15 protein-coding genes are annotated in these 13933 nt (G+C 61.6%); 9 read left to right on the top strand and 6 right to left on the bottom strand.

Annotated features, from left to right (window positions below; all coding sequences use genetic code 11):
• Window positions 1-19 precede the first annotated feature (19 nt).
• From sapF to sapA, 5 genes are read right to left on the bottom strand one after another with little or no spacing between them, the layout of a single operon-like run.
• Window positions 20-832 carry a putrescine export ABC transporter ATP-binding protein SapF gene (gene sapF / locus IT763_RS12435; protein WP_016927550.1) on the bottom strand — a complete coding sequence of 271 codons (813 nt, stop codon included), beginning with the start codon at window positions 830-832 and terminating at the stop codon, window positions 20-22.
• A gap of 1 nt (window position 833) precedes the next feature.
• Window positions 834-1826 carry a putrescine export ABC transporter ATP-binding protein SapD gene (gene sapD / locus IT763_RS12430; protein ID WP_016927551.1) on the bottom strand — a complete coding sequence of 331 codons (993 nt, stop codon included), beginning with the start codon at window positions 1824-1826 and terminating at the stop codon, window positions 834-836.
• A complete protein-coding gene (gene sapC, locus IT763_RS12425; RefSeq protein ID WP_004930580.1) occupies window positions 1826-2716 on the bottom strand; it encodes a putrescine export ABC transporter permease SapC in 891 nt (296 codons plus the stop codon). Before sapC ends, sapD begins: the two co-directional genes overlap by 1 nt.
• Window positions 2703-3668, bottom strand: a complete 966-nt coding sequence (gene sapB, locus IT763_RS12420) for a putrescine export ABC transporter permease SapB (RefSeq protein ID WP_016927552.1) — start codon at window positions 3666-3668, stop codon at window positions 2703-2705. The genes sapC and sapB overlap by 14 nt, the downstream gene beginning before the upstream one ends.
• Window positions 3665-5317, bottom strand: coding sequence for an ABC transporter substrate-binding protein SapA (gene sapA, locus IT763_RS12415; protein WP_016927553.1), 1653 nt, complete (start codon window positions 5315-5317; stop codon window positions 3665-3667). The genes sapB and sapA overlap by 4 nt, the downstream gene beginning before the upstream one ends.
• A gap of 204 nt (window positions 5318-5521) precedes the next feature.
• Between sapA and folE2 the strand changes: the two genes are divergently transcribed.
• The 3 genes from folE2 to zigA are packed head-to-tail and all read left to right on the top strand — an operon-like array spanning window position 5522 to window position 8196.
• Window positions 5522-6448: a GTP cyclohydrolase FolE2 gene (gene folE2, locus IT763_RS12410; protein ID WP_049299382.1), complete on the top strand. Its 927-nt coding sequence runs from the start codon at window positions 5522-5524 to the stop codon at window positions 6446-6448.
• On the top strand, window positions 6438-6998 hold the full coding sequence (locus tag IT763_RS12405) for a carbonate dehydratase (RefSeq protein WP_016927555.1): 561 nt from the start codon (window positions 6438-6440) through the stop codon (window positions 6996-6998). The genes folE2 and IT763_RS12405 overlap by 11 nt, the downstream gene beginning before the upstream one ends.
• A gap of 10 nt (window positions 6999-7008) precedes the next feature.
• Window positions 7009-8196 carry a zinc metallochaperone GTPase ZigA gene (gene zigA / locus IT763_RS12400; protein ID WP_049299380.1) on the top strand — a complete coding sequence of 396 codons (1188 nt, stop codon included), beginning with the start codon at window positions 7009-7011 and terminating at the stop codon, window positions 8194-8196.
• A 192-nt stretch (window positions 8197-8388) separates the two neighbouring features.
• Here zigA and pspF read toward each other — a convergent pair whose 3' ends face one another.
• Window positions 8389-9396 (bottom strand): phage shock protein operon transcriptional activator, encoded by a 1008-nt coding sequence (gene pspF / locus IT763_RS12395; RefSeq protein WP_049299379.1) that lies wholly within the window; start codon window positions 9394-9396, stop codon window positions 8389-8391.
• A gap of 184 nt (window positions 9397-9580) precedes the next feature.
• On the opposite strand from pspF, the gene pspA reads away from it, so the two are divergent.
• From pspA to IT763_RS12365, 6 genes are all read left to right on the top strand, one after another.
• Complete coding sequence (gene pspA / locus IT763_RS12390) at window positions 9581-10246, top strand: phage shock protein PspA (RefSeq protein ID WP_004930555.1); 666 nt, start codon at window positions 9581-9583, stop codon at window positions 10244-10246.
• 64 nt (window positions 10247-10310) lie between these two features.
• A complete protein-coding gene (gene pspB / locus IT763_RS12385; protein WP_004930553.1) occupies window positions 10311-10538 on the top strand; it encodes an envelope stress response membrane protein PspB in 228 nt (75 codons plus the stop codon).
• Window positions 10538-10897 carry an envelope stress response membrane protein PspC gene (pspC, locus tag IT763_RS12380; protein WP_015378011.1) on the top strand — a complete coding sequence of 120 codons (360 nt, stop codon included), beginning with the start codon at window positions 10538-10540 and terminating at the stop codon, window positions 10895-10897. The genes pspB and pspC overlap by 1 nt, the downstream gene beginning before the upstream one ends.
• 97 nt (window positions 10898-10994) lie before the next feature.
• On the top strand, window positions 10995-11261 hold the full coding sequence (gene pspD, locus IT763_RS12375) for a phage shock protein PspD (protein WP_031299672.1): 267 nt from the start codon (window positions 10995-10997) through the stop codon (window positions 11259-11261).
• Complete coding sequence (locus IT763_RS12370) at window positions 11242-12639, top strand: YcjX family protein (RefSeq protein ID WP_016927559.1); 1398 nt, start codon at window positions 11242-11244, stop codon at window positions 12637-12639. Before pspD ends, IT763_RS12370 begins: the two co-directional genes overlap by 20 nt.
• A complete protein-coding gene (locus tag IT763_RS12365; protein WP_206194756.1) occupies window positions 12636-13697 on the top strand; it encodes a YcjF family protein in 1062 nt (353 codons plus the stop codon). The genes IT763_RS12370 and IT763_RS12365 overlap by 4 nt, the downstream gene beginning before the upstream one ends.
• Window positions 13698-13933 lie beyond the last annotated feature (236 nt).

Below are 13933 nucleotides of genomic sequence, written 5' to 3'. Positions count from 1 at the left end.
TTGGCGGTGACGGCGCGACTCAAAAACGGCCGCCGTCGCGCCGCCAGGCGTCGGCGGTCAGCGCCTCGCCGAAGTGGCTGGCGATAAGACGCTTGGTCAATTCGTGCAGCGGCGCCGCCAACACCTCGGCGGTGCTGCCGCGTTCGACGATTTCCCCTTCATGCATCACCAGCACCTGGTCGCTGATATGCTTCATCATGCCGAGATGTTGGGTGACATAAATATAGGAAATACCGTGTTTTTCCTGCAGCTCCAGCATCAGGTTGATGATTTGCGAGCGCATCGACATGTCCAGCGAGGCCAGCGCCTCATCGGCGACGATCACTTTCGGCTGCAGGATCAGCGCACGCGCCAGCGCGACGCGCTGTTTCTGCCCGGAAGCCAGCATGTGCGGATAGTAGTAGGCGTGATCCGGCAGCATGCCGACCTGGCGCAGCGTCTGGTTGATGCGCTGCTCGCGCTCGGCGGGTTCCAGATCGGTGTTCAGCCGCAGCGGCGCATCCAGCAACTGGCCGATGCGTTGGCGCGGGTTGAGCGAGGTGCTCGGATCCTGAAAAATCATGCGAATGCGCTGGCTGCGATAGCGATAATCGCCGAACGCCAGCGGATGATCGTCGATCAACAGCTCGCCGGCGGTCGGCTCCACCATGCCGGAGAGCATCTTCGCCAGCGTGGATTTGCCGGAGCCGTTCTCGCCGATCACCGCCAGCGTCTGGCCTTCGCGCAGGGTAAAGCTGACCGATTTCACCGCCTCGACGTGCTGGCGGCGGAACAGCCCGGTGCGATAGCGGTAGGTTTTGCTCAGGTTGCGCACTTCCAACAGCGTTTCCATGTTATTGCTCCTCCATGTTCAGCGGGAAGTGGCAGGCGAAGAAGTGGTTTTTGACCGGGCGCAGGCGCGGCGTTTCGATGCACTTCTTCTGTGCGTAAGGGCAGCGCGGCCCCAGGCGGCAGCCGATCGGCAGGTGTTCCAGCGAAGGAATGGCGCCCGGCAGCGTGTTTAAACGGCTCTTGTGCGGCAGCGAGCGGCCGAAGTCCGGCATGGCGCGGATCAGCGCCTGGGTGTAAGGGTGGTGCGGCGCCGCCAGCAGTTCTTCGCACTGGGCGCTTTCCACCGTTTGCCCGCAGTACAAGACGTTCACCCGGTCGGCCCACTTGCTCATCATCTGCAGGTCGTGACTGATCAGCAGAATGGTGGTGTTGTTGTTCTGGTTGAGACGCGCCAACAGGCGGAAAATCTGCGCCTGCGTGGTCGGTTCCATGGCGTTGGTCGGTTCATCGGCGATCAGCAGGCGCGGTTGGTTGGCCAGCGCGATGGCGATCATCACTTTCTGGCACTCGCCTTCCGTCAGCTCGTAGGGGAAGCTGCCCATGATGTCGTCGTGATCCTTGATGCCGACGCGGTGCAGCAACTCGATGGCGCGGCGTTTGCGCCAGTTGAAGCGCTGCCACCAGTGGCCCTTGTAGGTCCAGCCCGGGATGGCCTGCGCCAGCTGGCGGCCAATGCTCTCGGAAGGGTCGAGACAGGACTGCGGCTCCTGGAAGATCATTGAGACGTTGTGGCCCACCAGCTTGCGCCGCTCGCGCGGGCTCAGCTGCAGCAGATCGATGTCGTCGAAGCGGAAACGATCGGCGGTGACGCGCCAGTTGTCTTTGGTCACGCCGCAGATGGCCTTGGCGATCAGGCTCTTGCCGGAGCCCGATTCGCCCACTAGGCCGCGCACCTCGCCCTCGGTCAGCGTCATGCTGACGCGATCGACCGCCTTGACCGGCCCTTCGGCGGTCATAAATTCAATCGTCAGATTGCGGATATCGAGTAACGGCATTATTCCACCCCGGCATTGATTGCGCGGCGCATACCGTCGCCCAACAGGTTAACCAGCAGCACGCTGACGAGGATGGCCGCGCCGGGCAACATCACCGTCCAGGGCGCGACGTACACCAGCTCGAGCGAATCGCCGAGCATCGCTCCCCATTCCGGCGAAGGCAACTGCGCGCCGAGATCGAGGAAGCCGAGCGCGGCGATATCCAAAATAGCCATCGACAGCGCGCGGGTGAACTCGGTCACCAGCACCGCCGCGATGTTCGGCATGACCGCATACCACAGGATCTGCAGCGTGGAAGCGCCGTCAAGGCGCGCCGCCACCACGTACTCTTTCTCCAACTCATCGTGCACCGCGCTGTAGATGGTGCGCACCATGCGCGGCAGCAGAGCCAGCCACACCGCCAGCATGGCGTGTTCGAGTTTGGGCCCGATAAACGCCACCACCACGATCGCCAGCAGTAACGACGGAATCGACAGCAGAGTGTCGAGAATGTGGTTAAGCACCGCCGAGCGCAGCCCGTGGGTGACGCCGGCGAACACGCCGAGGATCACCCCGCAGAACGCCGCAGCCAGCGTCACCGCCAGCGCGGAACCGAAGGTGGCGGCGGTGCCGGTCAACAGACGGCTGAGGATGTCGCGCCCGAGATCGTCGGTGCCGAGGAAGAACGACACGTTGCCGTAGCGCGACCAGGACGGCGGCAGCAGCTGATAACCGAGGAACTGCTGATCCAGCGCGTAGGGCGCCAGCAGGCTGCCGAACAGCGACAGCAGCAGCAGGGCGATCACGCCGTAAAAACCGATCATCGCCAGCGCGTCGCCGTAGAAAATCCGCCAGGTGTAGCGCAACGGGCTCGGCATCTTTTTCTCGCGGTATACGTTATCGAAGGGCATACCATTCCTTATGTTTCAGCGGGTTGGTTGCCGCACCCAGAATGTCGGCCAGAACGTTAATGGTGATCACCAGCGTGCCGACCACCATGACGCCGGCGGAGATCGCCGCATAGTCCTGCTGGCGAATGGCGTTGATCAGCCACCGGCCGAGGCCCGGCCAGCTGAACACCACTTCGGTGATCATCGCCAGCGTGAGCATGGTGGAGAACTGCAGCCCCAGCTTGGGCACGATCGGCGGCAGCGCATTGTGCAACACGTGGCGGCGGATGATGGTGAAGCGCGACAGGCCGCGGGTGGCGGCGGCCTTGATGTAGTTTTGGCTCAGCACGTCGTCGGTGCTGATGCGCATCAGGCGCACCACTTCGGTGGTGGGCGCCACCGCCAGCGCGGCGATCGGCAGGATCATGTGGCGCAGGGCGCTGCCGATCATCTCGGCGCGGTACGGCGAATCCGACAGCCAGGCGTCGATCAGCGCGAAACCGGTGATGGGCTTCACCTGATACAGCAGGTCGAAACGGCCGGATACCGGCAGCCAGCCCAGGTGCAGCGAGAAGAACAGCATCAGCAGCAGCGCCAGCCAAAACACCGGCATCGAGAAGCCCAGCAGCGCGAAGGTGCTGATGGCGGTGTCCTGCCACTTGCCGCGCAGCACGCCGGCGATGATGCCCAGCGGAATGCCGATGAACAGCGCCATAGCGAAGGCCAGCAGGCACAGTTCCATGGTAGCCGGGAACACTTCGCGCAACTGTTCGCTGATCGCTTGGCCGTTGATGCTGGAGACGCCGAAGTCCCAGTGCAGCAGGCTGACGAAGTAGAACTGATAGGCGTCCAGCAGGGCGGCGCCGTTCAGCGGCGCGCGCGGCGTGAAATAGCTCAGGCTGAAACTGACCAGCGTCAGGAAGAACAGTGTGATCAGCAGCAGCAGAATGCGGCGCAGGGTAAAGATAATCACTTTTTCACCTCCGGCGCGGATTCACGGTACACCCCGGCGAACGAGGCGTTGCCGAACGGGCTCAGCACCAATCCCTTGATGTCGTAACGATAGGCCTGCAGGCGCAGGGAAGACGCCAACGGCAGCACCGGCAATTGCTGCTCAAGGATCTTCTGCGCCTTGCGGTAGTTGTCGATGCGCTGAGACAGCTGCTGCGACAGCAGCGCGTTCTGCAGCACTTCGTCAAAGCCCGGATCACACCAGTGAGCATAGTTGGTTTGCGAACGGATTGCCGCGCAGCTCAGCAGCGGCCGGAAGAAGCTGTCCGGATCGTTGCTGTCGGTGGCCCAGCCGGTCAGGGTCAGATCGTGGTTCATCTCCATCAGGCGCGCTTCCTGGAAACGGCCCTCCACCGGCACGATGGTGACGTTGATGCCCACCTGGCCGAGATCGGCCTGGATCAGTTCGGCGGTTTTCAGCGGGCTCGGGTTGTAAGACTGCGAGGCGGTCGGCACCCACAGCTTCAGGTTCAGCTGGCTGACGCCGGCCTGCCGCAGCATCTCGCGCGATTTGGCCGGATCGTATTCGGTGACGTGCGCATCGTTGTCGTAGGCCCAGGAGGCGCGCGGCAGGATCGAGGCGGCGGTTTCCGCCGTGCCGTAATAGATCGACTGCATCAACCGCTGGTTGTTGATCGCCAGCGAGATCGCCTGGCGCACGTTGAGATTGTCGAGCGGCGGTTTGCGGGTGTTGAACGCCAGGTAGGCGATGTTCATCCCTGGGCGCAGCGTCAGGCGCAGGCGCGGATCGTCGCGCAGGATAGACAGCTGGCTGGCCGCTGGATAGGCCAGCACGTCGCACTCGCCGGTCAGCAGCTTGGAGAGGCGGCCGGTGCCGCCGGCGCCCAGATCGATCACCACCTGCGGCATGCGCGGCAGGCCTTTCCAGTAGGCGGCGTTGCGCGCCAGCCGAATATATTGCCCCGAGCGGTATTCGTTGAGCAGGAATGGGCCGCTGCCGACCGGCTCACGATCGATCAGCTCCTGATGGCCTTCGCGCGTCAGCGTGTCGGCGTATTCGGCGGACAACACCGGCGCATAATGAGTCGCCAGGTGCCACAGGAACGAGGCGTCGGGCGACTGCAGGCGAATTTCCACCGTGTAGTCGTCGAGCTTTCTCACGCTCTGCACCGAATCGCCGAACTGCAGGCTGTCGAAATAGGGGTATTCGCCGCCGTTCACGTCGTGATACGGATGTTTCTGATCGAATACGCGGGCAAAGCTGAACACCACGTCGTCGGCATTCATCTTGCGGGTGGGCGTGAACCAGGCGGTGGTCTGGAACGGCACGTCCTTGCGCAAATGGAAGCGGTAGGTAGCGCCGTTATCCAGCACTTCCCAGCTTTGCGCCAGCTCGGGGATCAGGCGATAGGTGTAGGGATCGACGTCCAGCAGGCGATCGTACAGCTGGGCGGCCAGGGTATCCACCGTCAGGCCGCTGCTGGCCATTTGCGGGTTGAAGGTATTCAGTATGCCGCTGACGCAATAGACAAAGCCGCTCTGGCGAATGTCCGGCAGCGGCGCCGCGGCGGCGGGCGCGGGCGGTGTTGTCGCGGCCAGGGCAGAGCCCGTCAGGCATAACGACAGTATCCAAAAGGGTAAACCACGCATAGAGGCTCATGGGTTAATCAGCAATAGCGTTAGTGTATCGCACTCTGACCGGCAGCCCAATCCATTGAGCAAAATCGCTGAGTTTTCTGCGACTTGATTAATCAGGCCGTTCAGCGGCAAGAAAAAAGTTTTTTATGTTATGTTATAATATAACAAAAACATGTTACCGTTCCCCGGCAAAGTCACAACAACGCAAGGGGATGTATGAACGAAGTTGCACTTCCACCACGCCGTTCGCTGCCGGACGCTCAGGCAGGGCGCGGCGAAATGAGTGATGTCGGGCTCGATTGGGTCGGGATGCAAGGGATCGCGCTGCCGCTGGAGCTGGCCGGCAAGCCATTGATGGCGAAGGTCGACGCCGGTATCAACCTGCGCGCCGAGGCGGCGGGGGAACGCGGCATTCACATGTCGCGGCTGTATCTGGCGCTGGACGAATTGACGCAGGGAGAGCTGACGCCGCAGCGCATCGATCGGACGCTGCAGGCTTTTCTGGATTCGCAGCCGGAACACAGCGATCGCGCCAGCCTGACGCTCAGCGGCGAGCTGTTGCTGTCGCGCCCGGCGCTGCTGTCGCCGCAGCGCGGTTGGAAAGCTTATCCGCTGCGCATCGAGGCCACCCTGGCAGGCACGCTGACGCTGGCGCTGACCGTCGGCGTGCCTTACTCCTCCACCTGCCCGAGTTCGGCGGCGCTCAGCCGCCAGCTGGCGCAGCAACAGTTTCAGTTTGATTTTGAACAGGCGGCGGAGCGCGTCAGCCAGCGGCAGGTGAGCGAGTGGCTGCTGGATCAAGGGATGCCGGCCACCCCCCACAGCCAGCGCAGCTGGGCCTGGATCACCGTAACGCCCGAGAATGAAAGGGCGTTCGAACCGGTGAAACTGATTGACCGCATCGAACACGCATTGGGCACGCCGGTGCAAACGCTGGTGAAACGCCGCGACGAGCAGGCCTTCGCGCTGGCCAACGGTCAGAACCTGATGTTTTGCGAGGACGCGGCGCGGCGTCTGTATCGCATGCTGCGCAGCCAGTGCGACTACCGCGCCTTCTCGCTGCGCGTCGAGCATCAGGAGAGTTTGCATGCCCACAATGCGGTGGCGGAGCTGAGCTGGCGGGGAGAACACCATGCTGCGTAAAAATCCCAGCGGCCATCTGCCGCAGGTTTCGCCGCTGGCCTACATCGATCCCACCGCCATTATTTGCGGCCGGGTGATCGTCGAAGATTTCGTCTACGTCGGCCCGTATGCGGTGATCCGCGCCGACGAGTTGAACGCAACCGGCGACATGGAGCCGATCGTCATCGGCTCGCACTCCAATATTCAGGACGGCGTGGTGATCCATTCCAAGAGCGGGGCGGCGGTCACCATCGGCCGTTACAGCTCGATCGCCCACCGCGCCATCGTGCACGGCCCGTGTCGCATCGACGATCGGGTGTTTATCGGTTTCAACAGCGTGCTGTTCAACTGCCACGTTCAGTCCGGCTGCGTGGTGCGCTACAACGCGGTGGTGGACGGCGTGACGCTGCCGGAAAACCGCTATATCCCCTCGACCGAGCGCGTGGGGCCGGACAGCGATTTGTCGCGTTATCGCCAGGTCGATCGCGGCGCGCTGCAGTTTTCGGAAGAAGTGGCCGCCACCAACGTCGAACTGGTGCGCGGTTATCAGGCATTACGCAATGAATTTTAATGAGGTTTCCATGAAACAACTTCCCGTGACCGTGCTTTCCGGCTTTCTCGGCGCCGGCAAGACCACGGTGCTGAACCATATCCTGAACAACCGGCAGGGCATGCGCGTGGCGGTGATTGTCAACGACATGAGCGAAGTGAACATTGACGCCGCGCTGGTAGAGAATGAAGTGCATCTCGATCGCCAGGAAGAGAAGCTGGTGGAGATGAGCAACGGGTGCATCTGCTGCACGCTGCGCGAAGATCTGCTGGTGTCGGTGCGCGAACTGGCGCAGGAGGGGCGTTTCGATTACCTGTTGATCGAATCGAGCGGCATCTCGGAGCCGCTGCCGGTGGCGGAAACCTTTACCTTTGAGGATGAAGCGGGCGAAAGCCTGTCCCAATTCGCCCGGCTGGATACGCTGGTGACGGTGGTCGACGGGGTGAATTTCATTCAGCAATACCAACAGGCGCAAAGCCTACAGGAGGCCGGCCAAAGCCTGGGCGAGGACGATCTGCGCAGCGTGGCGGACCTGTTGATCGAGCAAATTGAATTTTGCGACGTGATCCTGGTCAGCAAGACCGATCTGTTGACGCCAACGCAGCAGGGCGAAGTGATGGCGCTGCTGGCCAGCCTGAATCCCGACGCCCGCATTGTGCCGATCGCGCCGGGCAAACTGCCGCTGGAGGCGGTGCTGAATACCGGCAGCTTCAGCTTTGAAAAGGCGCAGCAGGCGCCCGGCTGGCTGAAAGAACTGCGCGGCGAACACGTGCCGGAAACGGAAAGCTACGGCATCAGCAGCTTTGTCTATCAAGCGCGGCGGCCGTTTGCGCCGGACAAGTTCTACCGTGTGATCAACGGCGACTGGGGCGGCGGCAAGCTGCTGCGTTCGAAAGGCTTCTTCTGGCTGGCGACGCGTCCGCGACAGGCCGGGCAGTGGAGCCAGGCCGGCGGCATCGCCCATTACGGCCTGGCGGGCACCTTTTGGCGCGCTATCCCGCAAGATAATTGGCCGCAGGATCCGGAAACGCGGGCACATATTCAGGAGAAATGGGTGGAGCCGTTCGGCGACATGCGCCAGGAGTTGGTGTTTATCGGCCAGCACTTGCAACAGGCGGCGATCGTGCGTTTGCTGGATGACTGCCTGCTGAGCGACGATGAAATGGCCGCCGGCGTGGACTATTGGCTGGAGATGGCGGACCCGTTCCCTGAGTGGTAATTGCGCAATCTTCGTGTGGTAATGAGAAAAATTCTCAACAAAGTGCTTTACAGACGATACTGATAACTATTATCATCGCCTGGCAGTTCACGGAAGGCCACGGTTTGCGGCTCTGATGTGGAAGGCACGACATTGCTCACATTGCTTCCAGTGTTTTTTAAGCCAGCTCGGGTGCTGGCTTTTTTTTGCCCGCTATTCCTCGTCCGCTTCGCCGTTTTGCAGCAGCGCATGTTTTTTCAGCATGCCGCGTAGCTGATGGTAGGTGAGCCCCAGCAGCTGCGCCGCCTTGCGCTGATTGAACCGGCCTTGCTGCAGCGCCGCTTCGAGAAGCGCCTTCTCCTGCTCGAGCTGCCAGTGTTTCAAATCCAACGGCAGCGGCGGCAACGCGGCGGCGTCTTCAGGAATGGGCGCGACCGGCGTGGCCTCGCGCGGCGCAAACGGGTTGATGACGATCTCATCCAGCGGGCTGTCGCTGTCGCCGTGACGATAGACCGAACGTTCCACCACGTTTTTCAGTTCGCGCACGTTGCCCGGCCAGCCATATTCGAGCAACGTCTGCCTGGCGCGTTCGGTAAAGCCGGGAAACAGCGGCAGCCCCAGCTCGCGGCACATTTGAATGGCGAAGTGCTCGGCCAGCAACATGATATCGGGCCGGCGTTGGCGCAGCGGCGGCAGCTGCACCACGTCGAACGCCAGCCGATCCAGCAGATCGGCGCGAAACTTGCCCGCCGCCGCCAGCGCCGGCAGATCGTCGTTGGTGGCGCACACCAACCGCACATCCACCCGCAGCGGCTGGCTGCCGCCCACGCGTTCCAGCTGACCGTATTCGATCACCCGCAGCAATTTCTCCTGCACCAGCATCGGCGCGGTCGCCAGCTCATCGAGGAACAGCGTGCCGCCGTCGGCGCGCTCGAAGCGGCCCAGATGACGTTTCTGCGCGCCGGTAAAGGCGCCGGCCTCGTGGCCGAACAGCTCGGAGTCCAGCAGATTTTCATTCAGCGCCGCGCAGTTGAGCGAGATGAACGGCCCTTGCCACCGGTTGGAGAGGTAGTGCAGGCGGTGGGCGATCAGCTCCTTGCCGGTGCCGCGCTCGCCGATCACCAGCACCGGTTTGTTCAGCTTTGCCACCTGGGAGACTTGCTCCAATACGTCGACGAAGGCGTTTGCTTCGCCCAACAAATTCTCTGGCTGTTCGTTCATGATGAAATTCGCCAATGTTTGGTGAAAATAATCACTCTACAGCAAGCGCTCGGAGAGTCAAAAATAAAGAATTGTTGTTTTTCAATGATATAAAAGTTGGCACGGGTTTTGATTATATCTTTGGGCAAGCTGTACGACTTAACGCGGCGCTTCAGACGCCATCAGAACCAAGAGGAAGTGAATTATGGGTATTTTTTCTCGTTTTGCCGACATCGTGAACGCCAACATCAACACCCTGCTGGACAAGGCGGAAGATCCGCAGAAGCTGGTGCGGTTAATGATCCAAGAGATGGAAGACACGCTGGTTGAAGTCCGCTCTACGTCGGCGCGCGCGCTGGCGGAAAAGAAACAGCTGCTGCGCCGCATCGAGCAGGGTGAAAGCCAGGTAAGCGACTGGCAGGAAAAAGCCGAACTGGCGCTGCGTAAGGATAAAGAAGACTTGGCCCGCGCGGCGCTGATCGAAAAACAAAAGGTGGCCGATCTGATCGCCACGTTGACGCAGGAAGTGGCGACCGTAGAAGAAACGCTGGCGCGCATGAAGAGCGAAATCGGCGAGCTGGAAAACAAGCTGACCGAAACCCGCGCGCGGCAGCAGGCGCTGGCGCTGCGTCATCAGGCCGCGTCTTCTTCCCGTGAAGTGCGCCGTCAGCTCGACAGCGGCAAGCTGGATGAGGCGATGGCGCGTTTCGAACAGTTCGAGCGCCGCATCGACCACATGGAAGCCGAAGCGGAAAGCATCAGCATCGGTAAAAAGAAGTCGCTGGACCAAGAGTTTGCCGAGCTGAAAGCCGACGACGCCATCAGTGAGCAGCTGGCGGCGCTGAAAGCCAAGATGAACCGCTCAGAGTAAGGCGAACCGCGGCCACACGCCGGAGGTGGCCGCCAATCCAGGACCCGAATAAGAAGGAATAACAATGAGTGCTTTATTACTTGCCATTCCGCTGACAATTTTCGTGCTGTTTGTCGCGCCGATTTGGCTTTGGCTGCATTACAGCAATCGGCAACAGACCGGCATCCAGCTGAGTCAGCAAGAAATGCAGCGCCTGGCGCAGCTGGCGGAAGACGCCAAACGCATGCGTGAACGCATTCAGGCGCTGGAAGAGATCCTCGATGCGGAACACCCGAACTGGAGACAGTCCTGATGAGCAATACGCTGGGCAGTAAAAAGCTTTATCGCGTACCCGAAGAAGGCATGGTGAAAGGCGTCTGCGCCGGTTTGGCCCATTATTTCGACGTGCCGGTGCGCCTGATCCGCGTGATGGTGGTGCTGTCGCTGTTCTTTGGGCTGTTCTTCTTCACGCTGGTGGCCTATATCGCGCTGGTCTTCGTGTTGGACGAAGCGCCGGCCAGCCGTTTCGAGGGCGAGCATCAGAAAACGCCGCGCCAGCTGCTCGATCAGCTGGAATATGAGCTGGGCAGCGGCGAACAGCAATTGCGTCAGGTCGAGCGTTACGTGACGTCCGACACCTTCGGCGTACAGAGCCGTTTCCGCAAGCTATAACCCTTCTTGCGATGCCCGGCCTGCGCAGGCCGGGCATCTTCGCCGCCGTTATCCCGTTGAGGGTCATCTTAATCGTCTTGTGCCGGAGGGCATTGTCATGAATAAAATCGATGTCGCGAACACCGCCAGAACGGGTGGATTTAAACGAGGAGCGGCGGCAATGTTGAAGACATTGGCTAAAGTCATCATCATAGCGTTACTGAACTATGGCCCGGCGGGCGCCGCCGGCTGGCTGTTGAAGACCGTCGGCCGCAAACCGGTGCGCTTCGTGCTGGCGCTGGTGTTGGAACCGCTGTTCCGTAAAGGTCTGAACAAGGCATTCGGGCGTTACGTCAAGGAGAGCAATGAAACGACTGCAAAATGAGTTAACCTCGCTGGTCAACCGCGGAATGGATCGCCATCTGCGCCTGGCGGTGACCGGCCTGAGCCGCAGCGGCAAAACCGCCTTTATCACCGCCTTCGTTAACCAACTGCTGCATGTGCACAGCGGCGCGCGCATGCCGCTGTTTTCACCGGTGCGCGAAGAGCGCCTGCTGGGCGTTAAACGCATCCCGCAGCGCGATCTCGGCATCCAGCGTTTCACCTATGATGAAGGGCTGGCGCAGCTGTACGGCACGCCGCCGGCCTGGCCGACGCCGACGCGCGGCGTCAGCGAAATCCGGCTGGCGTTGCGCTACCGTTCCAACGACTCGCTGCTGCGCCACTTCAAAGACACCTCCACGCTGTACCTGGAGATCGTCGATTATCCCGGTGAATGGTTGCTTGATCTGCCGATGCTCGAGCAGGATTACCTGGCCTGGTCGCGCCAGATGACCGGGCTGCTGCAGGGCGAGCGCGCCGAATGGGCCAAGCCCTGGCTTGAGCTGTGCAAAGCCTGCGATCCGCTGGCGCCGGTCGACGAAAACCGCCTGGCGGCGATCGCCCAGGCCTACACCGATTATCTGCTGCGCTGCAAAAGCGAAGGGCTGCACTTCATTCAGCCGGGGCGTTTCGTGCTGCCGGGCGATATGGCCGGCGCGCCGGCGCTGCAGTTTTTCCCGTGGCCTGACGTGGCCACTATCGGCGAATCGAAGCTGGCGCAGGCCGACAAACACACCAACATCGGCATGTTGCGCGCTCGCTTCAACTATTACTGCCAGTCGATCGTCAAAAACTTCTACAAAGAACACTTCGTTCGTTTCGATCGGCAAATCGTGCTGGTTGACTGCCTGCAGCCGCTCAACAGCGGCCCGCAGGCGTTCAACGACATGCGTCTGGCGCTGACCCAGCTGATGCAGAGCTTCCATTACGGCAAGCGCACGCTGTTTCGCCGCTTGTTCTCGCCGACCATCGACAAACTGATGTTCGCCGCCACCAAGGCGGACCATATCACCGCCGATCAGCACGCCAATCTGGTGTCGTTGCTGCAACAGCTGGTGCAAGAGGCGTGGCAGAATGCGGCGTTCGAAGGCATCAGCATGGATTGCGTCGGCCTGGCCTCGGTGCAGGCGACCGAGAGCGGCATCGTCGATCATCAGGGGCAGCGTATCCCGGCGCTGAAGGGCAACCGCTTGAGCGACGGCGCGCCGCTGACGGTGTTCCCCGGCGAGGTGCCCGCCCGTCTGCCGGGGCCGGCGTTCTGGCAGAGCCAGGGGTTCCACTTCGATGAGTTTCGTCCGCGCGCCATGAGCGTGGACAGCCCGTTGCCGCACATCCGTCTGGATGCGGTGATGGAGTTTTTATTGGGAGACAAATTGCGATGAGCGAGCCGATCAAACCGCGTATCGATTTTGTCGAGCCGCTGCAGCCGCCGCAGGAGCCGGCGTTGCGCGCCGGCGTCGCTTTCGATGCCGAACAGGCGGAAAGCTTCTTTCCGGCGGCGCCGGAGCTGCAGCAGGAAGAGGAAGAAGGGCGCGCCGAAGGCATCATTAACGCCGCGCTGAAACCTAAACGCAGCCTGTGGCGCAAAATGGTCACCGCCGGCCTGGCGCTGTTCGGCGTCAGCGTAGTGGCGCAGGGCGTGCAGTGGGTGCATACCGCCTGGGTGCAGCAGGACTGGATCGCCATGGGCGGCGGCGTGGCCGGCGGCCTGATCGTGTTCGCCGGCGTCGGTTCGGTGGTCACCGAGTGGCGGCGTTTGTATCGGCTGCGCCAGCGCGCGGAAGAGCGTGACGTGGCGCGCGAGCTGTTGCACAGCCACGGGCTGGGGCAAGGGCGCGAATTCTGCGAGAAGCTGGCGCGCCAGGCCGGTCTGGATCAGGGGCATCCGGCACTGCAGCGCTGGCAGGCGTCGCTGCATGAAACGCAAAACGATCGTGAAGTGGTGGAGCTGTACGCCAAACTGGTGCAGCCGGTGCTCGACAACCAGGCGCGGCGCGAAATCAGCCGTTCCGCCGCCGAGTCGACGCTGATGATCGCCGTCAGCCCGTTGGCGCTGGTGGATATGGCGTTTATTGCCTGGCGCAACATCCGTTTGATTAACCGCATCGCCGCGCTGTACGGCATCGAGTTGGGCTACTTCAGCCGCATTCGTCTGTTCCGGCTGGTGCTGCTCAACATCGCCTTCGCCGGCGCCTCCGAACTGGTGCGCGAAGTGGGCATGGACTGGATGTCGCAGGATCTGGCGGCGCGGCTGTCGGCGCGCGCGGCGCAGGGCATTGGCGCCGGGTTGTTGACCGCGCGGTTGGGCATCAAGGCGATGGAACTGTGCCGCCCGCTGCCGTGGCTGGAAGGGGAAAAACCGAAGCTTGGCGATTTCCGCAGCCAGCTGATCGGCCAGTTGAAAGATACGCTGAAAAAGAGCGACGGCAAGGCCAAATAACCCCGCGACGGCGCTCTCAGGAGCGCCGTTTTCTCAACGGCGCCGACGCCGGACGTAATCGAGACTTGACGACAGTCGATCCCCCTGTGATTACGTGATAAATCTCTGCAAAATTAATTCTGGTTGTGATAACTCTCTGTTTGTAGGCTAAAATGACGCCGATGCTGTTATCCGCTTGCGTTTAAAATCAGCAACCACGGCAATAAATCAGAGTTCTGTCAACTTTTGCTGACAGA

The organism is Serratia sp. CMO1, assembly GCF_015689115.1.
In the GTDB taxonomy this organism is placed as follows: domain Bacteria; phylum Pseudomonadota; class Gammaproteobacteria; order Enterobacterales; family Enterobacteriaceae; genus Serratia; species Serratia marcescens.
This window is presented reverse-complemented; position numbering and strand designations above follow the sequence as displayed.

Excerpts from the sequence above, each read along its gene's own strand:
- pspA (WP_004930555.1), top strand. The coding sequence starts at position 9,581 with ATGGGTATTTTTTCTCGTTTTGCCGACATCGTGAACGCCAACATCAAC.
- folE2 (WP_049299382.1), top strand. The coding sequence starts at position 5,522 with ATGAACGAAGTTGCACTTCCACCACGCCGTTCGCTGCCGGACGCTCAG.
- zigA (WP_049299380.1), top strand. The coding sequence starts at position 7,009 with ATGAAACAACTTCCCGTGACCGTGCTTTCCGGCTTTCTCGGCGCCGGC.
- IT763_RS12405 (WP_016927555.1), top strand. The coding sequence starts at position 6,438 with ATGCTGCGTAAAAATCCCAGCGGCCATCTGCCGCAGGTTTCGCCGCTG.
- pspC (WP_015378011.1), top strand. The coding sequence starts at position 10,538 with ATGAGCAATACGCTGGGCAGTAAAAAGCTTTATCGCGTACCCGAAGAA.
- sapA (WP_016927553.1), bottom strand. The coding sequence starts at position 5,317 with ATGCGTGGTTTACCCTTTTGGATACTGTCGTTATGCCTGACGGGCTCT.
- sapD (WP_016927551.1), bottom strand. The coding sequence starts at position 1,826 with ATGCCGTTACTCGATATCCGCAATCTGACGATTGAATTTATGACCGCC.
- pspF (WP_049299379.1), bottom strand. The coding sequence starts at position 9,396 with ATGAACGAACAGCCAGAGAATTTGTTGGGCGAAGCAAACGCCTTCGTC.
- pspD (WP_031299672.1), top strand. The coding sequence starts at position 10,995 with ATGAATAAAATCGATGTCGCGAACACCGCCAGAACGGGTGGATTTAAA.
- pspB (WP_004930553.1), top strand. The coding sequence starts at position 10,311 with ATGAGTGCTTTATTACTTGCCATTCCGCTGACAATTTTCGTGCTGTTT.
- sapC (WP_004930580.1), bottom strand. The coding sequence starts at position 2,716 with ATGCCCTTCGATAACGTATACCGCGAGAAAAAGATGCCGAGCCCGTTG.
- IT763_RS12365 (WP_206194756.1), top strand. The coding sequence starts at position 12,636 with ATGAGCGAGCCGATCAAACCGCGTATCGATTTTGTCGAGCCGCTGCAG.
- IT763_RS12370 (WP_016927559.1), top strand. The coding sequence starts at position 11,242 with ATGAAACGACTGCAAAATGAGTTAACCTCGCTGGTCAACCGCGGAATG.
- sapF (WP_016927550.1), bottom strand. The coding sequence starts at position 832 with ATGGAAACGCTGTTGGAAGTGCGCAACCTGAGCAAAACCTACCGCTAT.